The following is a 14,823-nucleotide window of genomic DNA, read 5'->3' as shown; positions in this document are numbered from 1 at the left end:
CCGCCGCCATGAAAGGGCGGGAGCCCGTGTGGACTGCCAAGGGCTATTCGGCGATGTCCTCTGCCCACAGTTCCGGGTAGTCGCGCTGGAAGCCAACCATCATGTCCACGCAGCGCTGGTCGTCCAGCACCAGCACTTCCACACCACGGGAGCGCAGGAGCTCGAATTCGCCGGGGAAGGTCCTGGCTTCCCCCACCACCACCCGTGGAATCTTGAACTGGATGATGGTGCCGGTGCACATCGCGCACGGCGCCAGGGTGGTGTACAGCGTGGTGTCCCGGTAACTCTTCTGGCGCCCGGCAGCACGGAGTGCGGCCATCTCGCCGTGGGCGATGGGATCTCCGTGCTGCACCCGCTCGTTGTGGCCGCTGGCGATCACCTCGCTCCCCCTCGCGAGGGCGGCCCCGATGGGGATGCCGCCTTCACTGAGGCTCTGCTCCGCGGCCCGGACAGCTGCTTCGAAGGCCGCTTCGTCGTAGGTGGCAGCGGCTGAAGCGGCTGCCACGGTGGCGGTGTGGTCACGTGGTTGTTTGTTCATGCGGGCCTCCCCTGTGGCCGGCAAGTCCCGCCGACTCCTCGATATCCTGGACCACTTCATTCTTCCGGAGAAACCAGGGTTTGAAGGGCGGGTCAAAGCGTGCGAACCGCGGCGCTCCGACGGGCCTGAGCCCCGCTTGCGCCAGGGCTTCCTGCAGGGCACCGTTCCGCTTCTGGAACGCCGCTTCGGTCCCTCTGCCGGAAAATCCGAGGACGGCCGCCACCGAGCCGGGGACGGCCCGGATTACCACTTGCGGATTGTTGGGAACGGGAGCAGTGGCCGCCGTGATGCTGGCGGGAAGAACGAATGCAACAACGAATTCGCTGTCGCCAAGGGCACCGCTCTGGACCACCGGCGCCGTCATTGCCAGTTTCCGGGATGGCGCGGGACTCTGCAGGACCGGGGCGGTCATGGACACGGACTCGCGTGCGGTGTTGTTACCGCTGATGTACCCGAAAAGAAGCCGAAAGGCGGCGTTGCCCGCACTGTCGAAGGGTGCGTTCACCTTCACTTCGGCAACAGCGTGCGCCGGGTAACGGCGCACTTCAAAATCCGGAAACCGTTGGACGACGTCAAAAGGCTGCTGTTCAGTCATGTTCCTCAGACCTTACGCCGACCGTGATGCCTGGGCCAGAGGGCAGCGGACAGTGGCGGAGCCGCCGGGCAGGGAGGAAGCCAAATTGTCAGGGCGCTTTGGTAGCTTGGCAATAAGGCAACAACGGCAATGCGACAACGGCAACACATCAATCGGCACCGCAACATCTAGGGCAACGAGGCGCAGTGTTTCTTCTTGAACCGGAAGTACCGCAACTGGGGCAGGACCTGGTCTTCTCCGCGAGCGATCTGGTGATCGCGGCGACGTGTGAGTACCAGTTGCTGCGCAAGCTGGATGAAAAACTGGGCCGCTCCCCCAAGGCCGAGTTCGAGCCCGACGAGATGCTGGCCCGCACGGCGAAACTCGGGGACATCCACGAACACAAAGTCCTTGCCAAATACCTGGATGAGTTCGGTCCGTGGGATCCCGCCACCGGCCGGGGTGTGTACGACGTCGCGGCCGCCACCGCGATGGACCGCGCCACCCTGCAGGCCAAACATGCCGAATCCATTGCCGCACTGCGGGCCGGGGCAGATGTCGTGTTCCAGGCGGCTTTCTTCGACGGCCGCTTCCACGGCCGTTCGGACTTCCTGGTCAAAGAGGACTCCGGCAACTATGCCGTGTACGACACCAAGCTGGCCCGCCACGCCAAAGTAACGGCGCTGCTCCAGCTTGCCGCCTACGGCGACCAGCTGCTGCACGCCGGAATCGAACCCGATCCTGCCGTCACGCTGATCCTCGGTGCAACAGTGGAAACGGCTGAAGGCGGCTTCGACTATGTCCGGAGCAGCCACAAGCTGGCGGACATCCTCCCGGTCTTCCGCGAGAGGCGGGACAGGTTCCTCGCCCTGACAGCCGGCCACCGGAACCAGCCCGACACCGTCGGCTGGGGCCAGCCCGGAGTTATGGCCTGCGGCCGGTGCGACTACTGCCAGGAACAGGTCAAAGCCACGGACGACCTCCTCCTCGTGGCGCGGATGAACTCGGCACAGCGGAAAAAACTCCACGAGCAGGGGATCTTCACGGTCAAACAGCTGGCTGACGCCACTTTGCCCGGCGCCAACCCGTCCCTGCTGCGGATGCAGGACCAGGCCCGCATGCAAAGCAACGCGGGCACAGCAGAAGGTTCCGTCAGCTACGTCAAGGACGGCGAACAGCACAGCATCGGCTACCGGGTGATCCCGGAGAACACCTTGGCGGAACTGCCCCCGCCGAGCCCCGGAGATATCTTCTTCGACTTCGAAGGGGATCCGCTGTGGCAGGACAGCGCCACCGGAAGCTGGGGCCTTGAGTATCTGTTCGGGGTTATCGAAGCGCCGGCGGAACCGGATGGCCGGACCGTGTTCAAGCCGTTCTGGGCCCACAACCGCGCGGCAGAAAAGCAGGCCTTCCTCGATTTCCTGGACTACGTGGAGGACAGGAGGCGCCGGTACCCGGACATGCACGTCTACCACTACGCCGCCTACGAGAAGACCGCCCTCCGCAAACTCTCGGTGATGCACGTCGCCGGAGAGGACACCGTGGACACCTGGCTGCGGGACGGGCTCCTCGTGGACCTGTACCAGACCGTGCGGAACAGCATCCGCATCTCGGAAAACTCGTACAGCATCAAGAAACTCGAGCCCCTCTACATGGGCAGCAACCTCCGCTCCGGCGACGTGAAGGACGCCGGCGCCTCGGTGGTTGCCTATGCCGATTACTGCGAAGCGCGGGACGCCGGCCTGGCCGAGGAGGCCGCGGCCATCCTCGCCGGCATCTCTGACTACAACGAATATGACTGCCTCTCCACGCTGGAGCTCCGCGAATGGCTGCGGCGGCTGGCCGCCGAGCGCGGAATCGGCGTTGCAGCGTCGGCCGGACCTGGCGCCCAGCCAGGCGGCTCCGGCGGCTCCGGACGCGGCAGCGGCAGCGCTGCGGAAAGCCGGACGGCAGGAAGTCCAGGAGCTGCCGGAAATTTAAGCCGGGCGGCGCCTGATTCCGACGGCGGTGCCGCGCTCGGGCGTTCCGAACTCGCCATCAGGGCTTTCCTGGACCGGGCAGCGGAGTTCCGCGCCGCCGGTAAGGAGTTCGGCTGCCCGGAGGCCGACGTCCGGGCCGTCGCCATGGTTGACGCGGCCGTGAGCTACCACCGCCGCGAGCGCAAGGCTTTCTGGTGGGCCCACTTTGACCGCTGCGAGAACGGACCCGATACCCACCAGCAGGACCGCAACGTCTTCCTCGTGGAGGAAGCCCGCATCCTCGATGACTGGCACACGGTCGGGACCAGGCTCCCCGAGCGCAGGGTACAGCTGACCGGCACCGTCAGCGCCGGCTCGGACCTCCGCGAGGGCAGCAAGTGGTTCCGCATGTACGACCGTCCGTTGCCTGCCGGGCTAGAGGGCACCGGCAGCGACGGCTCGGGCCGTAACGGGTGGTTCGGGACCGAGGTCCTGGAACTCGGCCACGAGGACGGCAGGGATACCGTGGTGATCCGGGACCGGCTGCACCGGAAGATCGAACCGCATAACAACCTGCCCATCGCGCTCACCGAAGACCAGCCTGTTGCCACCAAGAGTCTGGAGGAGGCGCTGGCCGTGCTGGCCGGCCAGGTCGCCGCCGGCCTTCCGGACACTTTGGCGGAGACTCCGGGAGGGCCTGCCTTCCGGAAGCATCCGGCATTGGACCTGGTGCGCCGGGTTCCGCCGCGGCTGCTGACCGGCACCCCGCTCCCCGCACCGGCGGGCGGACCGGACCGCTTCATCGACGCGATCACGGCGGCAGTAGAGGCCCTCGACCATTCGTACCTGGCCGTCCAAGGACCGCCGGGCACCGGCAAAACCCATGTCGGTTCACATGTCATTGGACGGCTCGTGTCCCGGGGCTGGAAAGTGGGCGTCGTTGCGCAGTCGCACGCGGTGGTGGAGAACCTGCTCTGCACCGCCGTCGAAAAAGCGGGAGTGGACCCAAGGAGGGTCGCCAAGGACGTCAAGCACGACGGCACCCTGCCGTGGCACCACCGCGCTGCCGCCGACGTGGACCGGCTGCTCAGTTCTCCGGGCGGCGCCCTGGTGGGCGGCACCGCCTGGACCATGACCGGTTCCACCGTGCCCGCCGGGTCCTTGGACCTGCTGGTGATCGACGAGGCCGGGCAGTTCTCGCTGGCCAACACCCTGGCCGTTGCCCAGGCAAGCCCGCGGCTGCTGCTGCTCGGCGATCCGCAGCAGCTCCCCCAGGTCAGCCAGGGCACCCACCCGCAGCCGGTCAACGAGTCCGCGCTGGGCTGGATCTCTGCGGGCCATGCCACGCTGCCGCCGGAGCTCGGCTACTTCCTTGCTGACAGCTGGCGCATGGCGTCGCCGCTGTGTGCCGCCGTTTCGGAGCTCTCCTACGAGGGCAGGCTGCAGTCTGCCAGCGCGGCGGATCTGCGGTCCCTGGAGGGCGTCCCTGCCGGCATCGAAACCGTGATGGTTGCCCACAGCGGCAACATCACGTCCTCCCCGGAGGAAGCCGCCGAAGTGGTGCACCAGGTCGGGAGGCACCTGGGCCTGGCGTGGCACGATGAAGCCGGCGGCCGGCCACTCGGGCCGGAAGATGTCCTGGTGGTGGCTGCATACAACGCGCAGGTGAACCTGATCCGGGACGCCCTCGACGCCGCCGGGCACGCATCGGTCCGCGTGGGCACGGTGGACAAGTTCCAGGGCCAGGAGGCCGCCGTGGTGATTGTGTCCATGGCCTGTTCGGCGGTGGCCGAGGCTCCGCGGGGAATGGAGTTCCTGCTCTCCCGGAACCGGATCAACGTGGCGGTATCCCGCGGCAAGTGGCGCGCCGTGGTGGTACGGGCACCGGAACTGACCAACTACCTGCCCACCCATCCGGAGGGCCTCGAACAGTTGGGCGGTTTTATCGGACTGTGCCAGCGGTCGGTGGCACGCTAGAAACAGCCGAGCCAGACTTCAGCTGTGCCTCGTCCAGCAATGCCTCGTCCAGAACTGCGCCGAAGTTCCCGGCGTCGTGCGCGAAGCGGCCCAGGAACAATCCGGAGACGCCACCGAGCCTGGGCAACAAACCGGGCTTGGCTGAACCGCCGTAGATGACCGGGAGCTCCTGAAGCTCGTGCGCCGCGAGCAGCGCACGGAGGTGATTCACGACGCCGGACACGTAGTTGGGGTCCGCCGGCTCGGCGGCGCCGATGGCCCACACGGGCTCGTACGCGATGATGAGGCGCGAGGCCAGTTCCCACTCGCCCCCGACGGCGGCCTCGATCTGCCGGTACACGAAGCCGGCGGCGTCCCGGGCGGCTGCGCCCGCGTCGCCGGCTGATTCTTCCCTAACGGAGTCCTCGCCGACGCACAGCAGGGGCGTCAGCCCGGCGTCGTCCGCGGCCCGGACCTTGAGCGCCACCATGGAGTCGTTTTCGCCAAAGTGGGCGCGGCGTTCGGCGTGGCCGATCTCTACCAGGCGGACGCCGAGCTCGGCGAGCATGGACGGTGCCACTTCGCCGGTCCACGGGCCCGCGGCCCAGCCGCAGTTCTGCGCGCCGAGCAGCAGTGGCGAACCGGCAAGAAGAGCGGTGGCCGCGGGAAGCACCGGGAAGGACGGGATCACAAACGGGACCACCCGCCCGGCCGCGAGGGCCGGACGGGAGTCCACTTCGTGCCGCAGCCGCTCCAGCCAGTCCAGGGTGTCCCGGTAGCCCAGGTACATCTTGGTACTGACGCCGACATACGTGACGGAGTCAATAGCACTGTCAGTGACTGTGGGCGTGGCCTGGCTGGCTGAAGCGTGCTGCATGTGTGTTGCTTTCTTGCTGCTGTATTCCTACTGGTGGCGGGTAAGGACTTACTTCTCGAGCAGTTCGTCCGCCTTGTTCTGGAACCTCTTGGTCGCGAACATCATGGCGGCCGCCAGGAACGGCAGGACACCGAGGGCGTAGACGCCCATGGTTCCGGTGTCGGACGCCGTGGCCTGGTTGACCGTGGTGCGCAGGATCGGGGCCACGAAGCCGCCCAGGTTGCCCAGCGAGTTGATCAGGCCGATGCCTGCGGCGGCTGCCGTTCCGGTGAGGAACGCCGTCGGGTAGGACCAGGCGATGGGCCCGATCGACAGGAAGCTGCACACGGCCAGGGTGATGAAGATGATGCCCAGTGCAGGTATGTGGTTGGCGCCGGCCCAGGCCGAGCCGAAGATGCAGAGCCCGGTGGAGATGAACAGCCCGGTGCCCCATACCCGGCGGCGGACGATGGTGTTGGCCGCCTTGCCGATGAAGTAGCAGGCGAAGATGCCGAAGAACCACGGGATGGCGGCCAGCAGGCCTACGGCGAAGCCCACTTTCTGGCCGGTCAGCTGCGCCACCTGCTGCGGCAGGTAGAAGGTCACGCCGTACACCGCCACCTGGAGGCAGAAGTAGATGACCGTGAAGTACCAGACCTTGCGGTTCTTCATGGCGGCGAGCACCCCGCGCGGGCCGGTTTCTTCCTTGACGGTGTCCTCCAGCGCCATGACATCCAGGAGCGCCTTCTTTTCGCCCGGGTTCAGGAACTTGGCGTCCTGCGGGCTGTTGATCAGGAAGAAGTACGCGGCGACGCCGGCCAGGACTGCGAGCATGCCTTCGACGAAGAACATGACCTGCCAGCCGGCCACGCCGGGAACCTGGTCGCCGATGTTGATCAGCCAGCCGGACAGCGGTGCGCCCATCATCTGGGAAAACGGCTGCGCCAGGTAGAAGATGGCGAACATCTTCACGCGGACCTTGTTCGGGAACCAGGCCGCCAGGAACATGATGACGCCCGGGAACAGTCCCGCTTCGGTGACACCCAGCAGGAAGCGCAGGATGATGAAGGACGTCTCGCCCTGGACAAAGGCGAAGCACGCGGACACGATGCCCCAGGTGATGGCGATGCGGGCCAGCCACACCTTGGCACCGAACTTGGTCAGGAGCAGGTTGCTGGGAATTTCGAACAGGGCGTAGCCGATGAAGAAGATACCGGCGCCAAGGGCGTAGGCCCCGGCGGTGACTCCGCGGTCCACACCGAGCGCCGCCTCGGCGAAGCCCACGTTGGTGCGGTCCAGGAAAGCCACGACATACAGGATGACGAGCATCGGCATCAGCCGGAACGAGGCCTTGGAAATCGCCGATTTGAGGACCGGCGAATCCAGGAGCTCCTTGGTGGACGTTGCTGTTAGGGACATCAAAACTCCTCTTTGAGTAAATCAGTTGCGAACGAAGGTGGGTGCTTCGGGTCCTAGCGGGAGAACGCGATGATCATGATCCCGGCGAGGCAGGCAAGGATGCCCACTGCGAGGTAGATCCGGCGTTCGCGGCTCCAGGACCTGAGCCCCGTGGCCTGGGATGGTACTGGTTTGTGCTGTGCCATGGCTGGCCTTCCCTAGTGCATGTAGAGTCCGCCATCCACATTCAGCGTCTGGCCGGAGATGTATCCGGCGTCCTCGCTGATGAGGAAGGCGATGGCTGCTGCGATGTCGCGCGTGGATCCGACCCGGTTGACCACCAGGTCCTTGGTGAGTTCGTCTTTGCGCTCCTCGCTGAGCGTGCCGCCCATGATGTCGGTGTCGATGGGCCCCGGGGAGATGGCGTTGACGGTGATGTCGTATTCCCCCAGTTCACGGGCGGTGGCGCGGGTCAGGCCGATGACGCCGGCCTTCGCCACCGAGTACGGCGTCTTGGAGAACGTGCCGCCGCCGCGCTGGGCGGACACGGAGGAGATGTTGACGATGCGCCCGATCCGGTTCTTGACCATGGATTCGGCTACGCGGCGGGTGGCGTAGTGGACGCCGTTGAGGTTGATGTTCAGCACGCGGTCCCATTCGGCCGCGTCCAGTTCCAGGTACGGAACGGGTGAACTGACGCCGGCCACGTTGGCCAGTGCCACGATCTGCGGCAGCTCCGCTTCGATCTCGTCGATCGCGGCGCGGACGGAGGCTTCATCGGCCACGTTGGCGCCGACGCCGAAGGCCTGGACACCGTACTGGGCGGCCAGTTCCTTGGCTGTGGCCTTGCACAAGGCGTCGTCGAGGTCGATGATGCCGATGTTCCAGCCCTGCGCGGCCAGGTAGTTGGCGGTGGCCCGGCCGATGCCGCGCTCGGAGACGGCGCCGGTGACTATTGCCGTGCGTTCTGCGGGGAAAATGCTCATGGTTGCTCCTGGAAAGGTGAAGAGTGACGGGAGATCAGCTGATCGGTGCGGGGCCGAGGTCCTCGAGCAGCTGCTGCATGGCGACGTAGGCCTTGTTGCGGTAGGCGATCAGCTCGGGGGTGCGCTCGGCCGGAACGTTGAGGAAGCCGGCGCCGGTCTTGGTGCCCAGCTTTCCGGCCTCCACCAGGTCACTGAGGATCTTCGGGGTGGCGAACCGCTCCGGGAAGTCGGTCTGCAGGGACTTGTAGCAGAAGTTGTAGACATCCAGCCCGGCCATGTCCGCAATGGCAAACGGGCCGAAGAACGGCAGCCGGAAGCCGAACGTGGTGCGGACCAGGGTGTCCACGTCGTCCGCCGTCGCGATGCCCTGCTCCACCAGCTGCGCTGCCTCGTGGAAGAGGGCGTACTGGAGGCGGTTGAGCACAAAGCCGGTGACGTCCTTGACGACGGCGGTCTGCTTGCCGGCGGCGTGGACCAGGTCGCGGACCGCACCCACCGTGGCCGCCGAGGTCCCGGCGTGGGGAATGATCTCGACACCGGGGATGAAGGGCGAGGGGTTGGAGAAGTGCACGCCCAGGAACCGCTCCGGGTTGGTGACCGGCTCGGACAGTTCCGCGATGGAGATGGTGGAGGTGTTGGAGCCGATGATAGCGCCGGGCCGGGCGGCGGCGCTGATGCGGGCCAGGGTCTGGTGCTTGATGGCGATGACCTCGGGGACGGCTTCCTCGATGAAGTCCGCGTCAGCCACGGCTTCCTCGATGTCCTTGGCGGCCCAGAGGTTCTGCTTCAGGATCTCTGTGGACCCGGCGGGGAACAGGCCGTCGGCCACGAACTGGTCTGATTCCGCGAGGAGGCGGTCGTAGTTGCTCTGCGCCACTTCGGCGGACACGTCGGCGAGTGCCACGCGGGCGCCGCCGAGCGCCAGGACCTGCGCAATTCCGCCGCCCATGTAGCCGGAGCCGACGACGGCGATCTTCCGGGCGCTGTTCAGTGCCGCCGCGGTGGGGGTGCTAGCTGTTTCGGTCATGATCAGACTGCCTTCGTGTATTCGGGCTCGTAGGAGCAGATGGCGTCCACCTTGGCGGCGGAGGATGAAGTGTCGTCGAAACGGTAGTCGAGCCATTCGCCCACCAGTTTCTTGGCCAGTTCCAGGCCGATCACGCGCTGGCCCATGGTGAGGACCTGGGCGTTGTTGCTCAGGACGGAGCGTTCCACGGAGTAGCCGTCGTGGGCCGTGACTGCGCGGATCCCGGGAACCTTGTTGGCCGCGATGGCCACGCCCAGCCCGGTGCCGCAGATCAGCAGGGCGCGGTCGGCCTCGCCGGCGGCCACTTTGCGGGCGGCGTCGACGGCGACGTGCGGGTACGCGGTCGAGTCGTTCGCCCCGACGCCCACGTCCACGACGGACGCGACGCGGCTGTCCGCTTCGAGCAGCGCCTTCAGCGCCTCCTTATATTCGACGCCCGCTTCATCGTTGCCGATGACAATGCGCCAGGCTGCTGCAGCACCTTGGTTTGCGCTCATGCGTGTGCTCCATTTCCGGCCGCGGAGGCGGCCAGTGGTGAATCCGTCAGGTCGGAATCGATCAGTTCAGAATCGAGATAGTTAGAAATCCGGGCGGCTATCAGCCCGAAGGACACCGCGCCGGGATCGGGATGGCCCAGGCTCTTTTCGGCGAGCGGACGCGCCCTGCCCTTGAGCGGCCGGAGCGAAGCGGTGGTCTCAGCGGCCTCCTGTGCAGCAGCCGATGCTGAGGCGAGTGCCCCGCGTACCGGCGTGCCGCCGTCGAACGCGGTGAGGAAGGCGTCCCGGAAGGGAAGCAGCGCGTCCACCATGGTCTTGTCCCCCGGTTCGGCCTTGCCGAGTTCGGTGATGGCGTCGACGAAGGCGGTGACGGCGGCGGCCGCGTCCTCGCCGCGGTAGGAGTCCTTGTTGCCGAGGGCCAGGCCTGCTGCGATCACCGCGGATCCCCACAACGCCCCGGACGTTCCGCCGGCGCGTTCGCTCCACGCCTCCCCTGCCGCAGTAAGGACGCGTTCCACCGACGCCCCGGCTGCCGAGGTTTCCTGTGCTGCCGCGGATGCCGCGTCCACGCCGCGGCGCATGCCGATGCCGTGGTCACCGTCGCCCGCGATGGCGTCCAGGTTGCCCAGTTCCTCTTCATGCTCGACGACGACACCCTGCACCTGGGCGAGCACGGCGGCTGCCAGCCGGCCCAGCCCAGCTGCTGCCGGCGTCGTGTTTTCCGCTTCACCGGCCACGGCGTCCTCCGGTCCGGCCAGCTCCCGGCTGGCCCGCGGGGCCAGGTTTCCCTTGCGGAAAGCGGGGGTGTCTGCCGGGGCTGCCCAGAACTGTTCCAGTTCGTCGTCCAGCCACAGCAGGGTGAGGGAGAGCCCGGACATGTCCAGGCTGGTGACCAGCTCGCCGCATTCCGGTTCCACCACGGTCAGGCCGGCCGCGGTGAGGAGCTTTTCGATCTTGCCGAAGAGCAGGAACAGCTCGTCGTATTTGACCGTGCCCAGGCCGTTGACGATGGCCACCACGCGGTTCCCGGCGTCGTCGGGCTTGTCCGCCAGGAGCCTGGAGACCAGCAGTTCGGCGAGTTCGGAGGCGGTGGGCATGGGGTGTTCGGAGATGCCCGGTTCACCATGGATGCCAAGGCCGAGTGACATCTGCCCGGCGGGAACGTGGAACAGCGGCGCGTCCGCTCCCGGGAGCGTGCAGCCGTCAAAGGCCACGCCCAGGGAACGGGTGCGGTAGTTAGTGCGGATGGCCAGGCGCTCGACGGCGTCGAGGTCCAGCCCCGCCTCGGCTGCGGCGCCGGCGACTTTGAAGACCGTGAGGTCCCCGGCGATGCCGCGGCGCTTCTCGATCTCGTCCAGCGGCGCGCTGGCGATGTCGTCCGTGACCAGGACGGTGCGGGTTTCGATGCCTTCGGCGTTGAGCCGCAGCTGGGCCTGGCCGAAGTGCAGCACGTCGCCGGCGTAGTTGCCGTAGCTCAGCAGCACGCCTCCCCCGGCGTTGGCGGCCTTGGCCACCCGGTAGACCTGGCCGGCCGCCGGGGATGCGAACATGTTGCCGCAGGCGGATCCGGCGGCGAGGCCCGGTCCCACCAGGCCGGCGAAGGCCGGGTAGTGGCCGGAGCCGCCGCCCACCACCAGGGCCACCTGGCCGGCTGGCACCTCGGTGGAGCGGACCACGCCGCCGTCCACCCGGGCAACGTACCCGCGGTTGGCTGCCACAAAGCCGTCCAGTGCCTCATCCGCGAAATCAGCGGGGTTGTCGAAGATCTGGGTCATGGTTTCCTCATTGAATCCGTGTTGGGAAATGCGGTGTTGGGTTGGTGGCCGGCTTGTGTCAGCCGGCGCCGGCTTCGTTACACACCGGCGAGTTCGACGGCGGCGGGCTGCTGGCGTCCCTGCGCCACCTGGCTCTGCCCGAGGGCGTAGCCGTCCGTCTTGGGCAGGACGTGGCGGCGCAGGTAGTCCTGGTTGCTGGCCGTCACGCTCAGGCCGTCGCCGCCGTAGTGCTCGGTGCAGAGGATGCCCTGGAAACCAACGGACAGTGCCAGCTTGAAGGCCTCGCGGTAGTTGATGAGGCCGCTTTCCATCGGAGCAGGCATGGTGACGTACATGCCGCGGGCCGTGTCCTCGTCCCGGATGTAGTTCTTCATGTGCCAGTAGTTGGAGTACGGCATTGTCTTGGCCACCATCTCGCGCCAGTCCTCGATGGGGCGGTGGAGCCGGATCAGGTTGCCGAGGTCCGGGTTGAGGCCAACGTTCGCGAGGCCGATGTCCTGGACCAGCTGCACGGAGGAATCCGCGGTGCCGAGGTAGGTGTCCTCATACATTTCCAGGGAGAGCAGCACGCCTACTTCGGCTGCGTGCCGGCCCAGTTCGCGGAGGCGGCTGACGGCGTTGCCCCAGGCTTCCTTGTTGCCGGCCGGGTCCTTGTACCCCTCGACCGTCCAGAACCAGAGCTGTTTCTGCTGTTCCGGGGTGATGGCTTGGTGGAGGCCGAAGGAGACCACTTCGCAGCCCAGTTCGGCGGCGGCGTCGATGGTGCGGTGGCTGTAGGCCAGATTGGCTTCCCAGTTGCCTTCTTCGATGACGCTGCGGCGGATGGCGGAGATGACTGGGACGCCGATGCCCACAGTGTCCGCTGTCTGCTTGAACTCGGCGAGGCGCTCTTTGCTGAGATCGCCGGGGCGGACCCAGCTGTCGGTGAGGTCCGCGTGCGCGAACCCGGCTTCCTTCACCTCGGTGAAGACCTCAGCCCAGGCCGAAGCGTCGGCGTCGTTGATGTGGGTTCCCTGGGCGTCGGTGCCCGGGAACTGAAGCAGGGCCGCAGTAATGGGCCAGTTCTCGGCTGTGTAGGCCATGGTGTTCACTCCTTGGTGCGAATCCTGTTTCCTATAGGATTTACTATCGACAAGGAGTTGTCAAGGTCACACTTTGGGTAGTGTCAGCCCAACTAGCTAGCAGTAGATGTCGTGAAAAGGCGCTGTCACGACATTAACTGCCAGTCACTTCAGTGGGTTGGGCTTAGCCCTCCGGGGCGTCGGCGATAGCGCGGCCGCGGACTTTCCGGACGTGGTCAGCCATGGCCGCGGCAGCCGTCTCGGGGTCCCCGGAAGCCATCGCATCCAGGACGGCCTGGTGTTCGGCGATGGCGTTCTCGGCATCCGTGATGCCCACGCCGCCGAACAGCCGGAAGCGCTGAACCTGGCCACCGAGTGCGGCATACGCTGCCACCATGAACTGGTTTCCGGTTTGTTCTGCGATGAGCCGGTGGAACCGTTCGTCGGCTTCGAGGTAGTCGCGGTATTCAGCGAATGACGGTCCCCGCGGCGCGGTCCTCAAGTCGGTCACGGCCTGCTCCAGCTGGGCAAGCCGCTCCGGGGTCAGCCGGCCGCAGGCGAGGCGGGCATTTACCGGCTCAATGGCGAGCCGGGCCTCCATGAGTTCGGCGAAGTCCTCACGGGTGAAGACCGGGGCCACTCGGTAGCCCTTGAGCGCAACCCGGCGGACCATGCCTGTGTGTTCCAGCCGGGCGAGGGCTTCGCGGACCGGGGTGGGCGAAACGTCGAGATCCCGCGCTGTTCCGTCGATACTGACGGTGGCGCCAGGTTCGAGCCGGCCGTCCATCAGCGATTCCAGCAGTTCCTCATAGACGTGGTCGGCCAGCACTTGGCGGCTCACGGGCTTGCCTTTGCGGCTGCCGGGACTGTTGATCTGGGACGGACGCTGCATGTTCAGATCCTATAGGGCTGGCAGGCAGGGGCGGATTTCGCCGGTCACAATCAAGTGGGAACACAGAACAGGCGGGCGCAATCGAGTTGCGCCCGCCTGTTTGCGTGGCCTATGGAGCCCCGGGTCCAGTACCCGGAAGTGGCTAGTTCGCGGACTCCTCGTAGAACGGGTAGTCCGTGTAGCCTTCTGCGCCGTCGGCATAGAACGTGGCCTGGTCCGGCTCATTGACCGGGAGGCCTTCGCGCCAGCGGCGGACGAGGTCGGGGTTGGCGATGGCCGGACGGCCCACCACCACGGCGTCTGCGTGGCCGTCGGCCACCAGTGAAATGGCTTCCTCGCGGGTGGTGATGACGCCGAACCCCGTGTTGACGAGGAAGGTGCCGTTGAACCGCGCACGGAGGTCCTGGACCAGCTCGCTGGTGGGTTCCTTGTGCAGGATGCTCAGGTAGGCGAGGTTAAGCGGCGCGATCGCATCCACCAGCAGGCCATAGGTCTCGCGGACGTCTGCGGCATCCGTTTCGAGGGCTCCCTGGACGTTGTGCGCGGGCGAGATCCGGATGCCCACGCGGTCCGCGCCGACGGCCTCCACCACAGCCTTCACTGTCTCGATGACGAAACGCGCCCGGTTCTCCGGTGAGCCGCCGTAGATGTCATCACGCTGGTTCGACGACGGCGCAAGGAATTCGTGCAGCAGGTAACCGTTGGCGGAGTGCAGCTCCACGCCGTCGAACCCTGCGGCGATCGCGTTTAGCGATCCCTGCACGATTTCCTGGCGGATGCCGGGCAGTTCGTCGGTGGTCAGGGCGTGCGGGACGGGGTGGGCCTGCTTGCCCTTGTACGTGCGGGTCTCAGCCTCGACGGCGATGGCGCTCGGCGCGACCACCTGGCGGCCGCCGTTGATGTCCTCGTGCGAAACCCGGCCCCCGTGCATGATTTGCGCAAAGATCCGGCCGCCTTCGGCATGCACAGCGTCCGTGACCTTCTTCCAGCCGGCAATCTGTTCCGGGGTGACGATGCCGGGCTGGCCCGGGGTACGAGCGCCCGGCCGGGCTCGGGTACGTGCCCTCGCTGACGATCAGGCCAAGCGAAGCGCGCTGGCGGTAGTGCTCCGCAACGATCGGGGCAGGTACGCCCTCCTCGCCCGAGCGGAGACGGGTCAGCGGGGCCATGACCAGGCGGTTGGGCAGTTCAAGCCCTCCGAGGGTCAACGGGGAAAACAGCATGTGCAGTTCCTTTCACAGCGGATTGGGTCCAGAGGTGCCAACTGCGAGGCGCATGCAACTATTCCTGCTGAGACTCGGATCA

Annotated in this window: 12 protein-coding genes and 1 pseudogene; 1 reads left to right on the top strand and 12 read right to left on the bottom strand. The window is 66.6% G+C overall.

What is annotated here, in order from left to right; all coding sequences use genetic code 11:
- Positions 1 to 43: 43 nt before the first annotated feature.
- Together TV39_RS04140 and TV39_RS04135 are read right to left on the bottom strand one after the other, a co-directional pair.
- Positions 44 to 538: a nucleoside deaminase gene (locus tag TV39_RS04140; RefSeq protein WP_043478725.1), complete on the bottom strand. Its 495-nt coding sequence runs from the start codon at positions 536 to 538 to the stop codon at positions 44 to 46.
- Positions 519 to 1,133, bottom strand: coding sequence for an SOUL family heme-binding protein (locus tag TV39_RS04135; RefSeq protein WP_043478722.1), 615 nt, complete (start codon positions 1,131 to 1,133; stop codon positions 519 to 521). Before TV39_RS04135 ends, TV39_RS04140 begins: the two co-directional genes overlap by 20 nt.
- 185 nt (positions 1,134 to 1,318) lie before the next feature.
- On the opposite strand from TV39_RS04135, the gene TV39_RS04130 reads away from it, so the two are divergent.
- A complete protein-coding gene (locus tag TV39_RS04130) occupies positions 1,319 to 5,047 on the top strand; it encodes a TM0106 family RecB-like putative nuclease (RefSeq protein ID WP_043478720.1) in 3,729 nt (1,242 codons plus the stop codon).
- On the opposite strand, the gene TV39_RS04125 is transcribed toward TV39_RS04130, so the two are convergent.
- The 10 genes and pseudogenes from TV39_RS04125 to TV39_RS04085 all read right to left on the bottom strand — a co-directional run bounded on the left by TV39_RS04125 (position 5,013) and on the right by TV39_RS04085 (position 14,741).
- Entirely contained in the window at positions 5,013 to 5,903 is an 891-nt protein-coding gene (locus TV39_RS04125; protein WP_082049483.1) for a triose-phosphate isomerase family protein, read from the bottom strand. The genes TV39_RS04130 and TV39_RS04125 overlap by 35 nt on opposite strands.
- 48 nt (positions 5,904 to 5,951) lie before the next feature.
- Complete coding sequence (locus tag TV39_RS04120; protein ID WP_043478716.1) at positions 5,952 to 7,301, bottom strand: MFS transporter; 1,350 nt, start codon at positions 7,299 to 7,301, stop codon at positions 5,952 to 5,954.
- 53 nt (positions 7,302 to 7,354) lie between these two features.
- The gene (locus TV39_RS22690) at positions 7,355 to 7,486 is read right to left on the bottom strand and encodes a hypothetical protein (RefSeq protein WP_268747721.1); all 132 of its coding nucleotides are present in this window, start codon (positions 7,484 to 7,486) and stop codon (positions 7,355 to 7,357) included.
- Positions 7,487 to 7,498: 12 nt separating this feature from the next.
- Positions 7,499 to 8,266 (bottom strand): SDR family NAD(P)-dependent oxidoreductase, encoded by a 768-nt coding sequence (locus tag TV39_RS04115; protein ID WP_043478713.1) that lies wholly within the window; start codon positions 8,264 to 8,266, stop codon positions 7,499 to 7,501.
- Between the two features lie 34 nt (positions 8,267 to 8,300).
- Positions 8,301 to 9,293 carry a 3-hydroxyacyl-CoA dehydrogenase family protein gene (locus TV39_RS04110; RefSeq protein ID WP_043478710.1) on the bottom strand — a complete coding sequence of 331 codons (993 nt, stop codon included), beginning with the start codon at positions 9,291 to 9,293 and terminating at the stop codon, positions 8,301 to 8,303.
- A 2-nt stretch (positions 9,294 to 9,295) separates the two neighbouring features.
- Complete coding sequence (locus TV39_RS04105; protein WP_043478707.1) at positions 9,296 to 9,790, bottom strand: ribose-5-phosphate isomerase; 495 nt, start codon at positions 9,788 to 9,790, stop codon at positions 9,296 to 9,298.
- Complete coding sequence (gene dhaL / locus TV39_RS04100) at positions 9,787 to 11,565, bottom strand: dihydroxyacetone kinase subunit DhaL (protein WP_043478704.1); 1,779 nt, start codon at positions 11,563 to 11,565, stop codon at positions 9,787 to 9,789. The genes TV39_RS04105 and dhaL overlap by 4 nt, the downstream gene beginning before the upstream one ends.
- Before the next feature lie 77 nt (positions 11,566 to 11,642).
- Positions 11,643 to 12,647 (bottom strand): sugar phosphate isomerase/epimerase family protein, encoded by a 1,005-nt coding sequence (locus tag TV39_RS04095; protein WP_043478701.1) that lies wholly within the window; start codon positions 12,645 to 12,647, stop codon positions 11,643 to 11,645.
- A gap of 163 nt (positions 12,648 to 12,810) precedes the next feature.
- Complete coding sequence (locus tag TV39_RS04090) at positions 12,811 to 13,518, bottom strand: GntR family transcriptional regulator (RefSeq protein ID WP_043478698.1); 708 nt, start codon at positions 13,516 to 13,518, stop codon at positions 12,811 to 12,813.
- A gap of 142 nt (positions 13,519 to 13,660) precedes the next feature.
- Positions 13,661 to 14,741, bottom strand: a pseudogene (locus TV39_RS04085) (alkene reductase).
- Positions 14,742 to 14,823: the final 82 nt, after the last annotated feature.

Source organism: Arthrobacter sp. SPG23 (assembly GCF_000876655.1).
GTDB lineage: Bacteria > Actinomycetota > Actinomycetes > Actinomycetales > Micrococcaceae > Arthrobacter.
Note: the sequence above shows the minus strand (reverse complement) of the source record. Positions and strands in the feature narration are given on the sequence as shown.

Excerpts from the sequence above, each read along its gene's own strand:
- TV39_RS04140 (WP_043478725.1), bottom strand. The coding sequence starts at position 538 with ATGAACAAACAACCACGTGACCACACCGCCACCGTGGCAGCCGCTTCA.
- TV39_RS04135 (WP_043478722.1), bottom strand. The coding sequence starts at position 1,133 with ATGACTGAACAGCAGCCTTTTGACGTCGTCCAACGGTTTCCGGATTTT.
- TV39_RS04125 (WP_082049483.1), bottom strand. The coding sequence starts at position 5,903 with ATGCAGCACGCTTCAGCCAGCCAGGCCACGCCCACAGTCACTGACAGT.
- TV39_RS04120 (WP_043478716.1), bottom strand. The coding sequence starts at position 7,301 with ATGTCCCTAACAGCAACGTCCACCAAGGAGCTCCTGGATTCGCCGGTC.
- TV39_RS22690 (WP_268747721.1), bottom strand. The coding sequence starts at position 7,486 with ATGGCACAGCACAAACCAGTACCATCCCAGGCCACGGGGCTCAGGTCC.
- TV39_RS04115 (WP_043478713.1), bottom strand. The coding sequence starts at position 8,266 with ATGAGCATTTTCCCCGCAGAACGCACGGCAATAGTCACCGGCGCCGTC.
- TV39_RS04110 (WP_043478710.1), bottom strand. The coding sequence starts at position 9,293 with ATGACCGAAACAGCTAGCACCCCCACCGCGGCGGCACTGAACAGCGCC.
- TV39_RS04105 (WP_043478707.1), bottom strand. The coding sequence starts at position 9,790 with ATGAGCGCAAACCAAGGTGCTGCAGCAGCCTGGCGCATTGTCATCGGC.
- dhaL (WP_043478704.1), bottom strand. The coding sequence starts at position 11,565 with ATGACCCAGATCTTCGACAACCCCGCTGATTTCGCGGATGAGGCACTG.
- TV39_RS04095 (WP_043478701.1), bottom strand. The coding sequence starts at position 12,647 with ATGGCCTACACAGCCGAGAACTGGCCCATTACTGCGGCCCTGCTTCAG.
- TV39_RS04090 (WP_043478698.1), bottom strand. The coding sequence starts at position 13,518 with ATGCAGCGTCCGTCCCAGATCAACAGTCCCGGCAGCCGCAAAGGCAAG.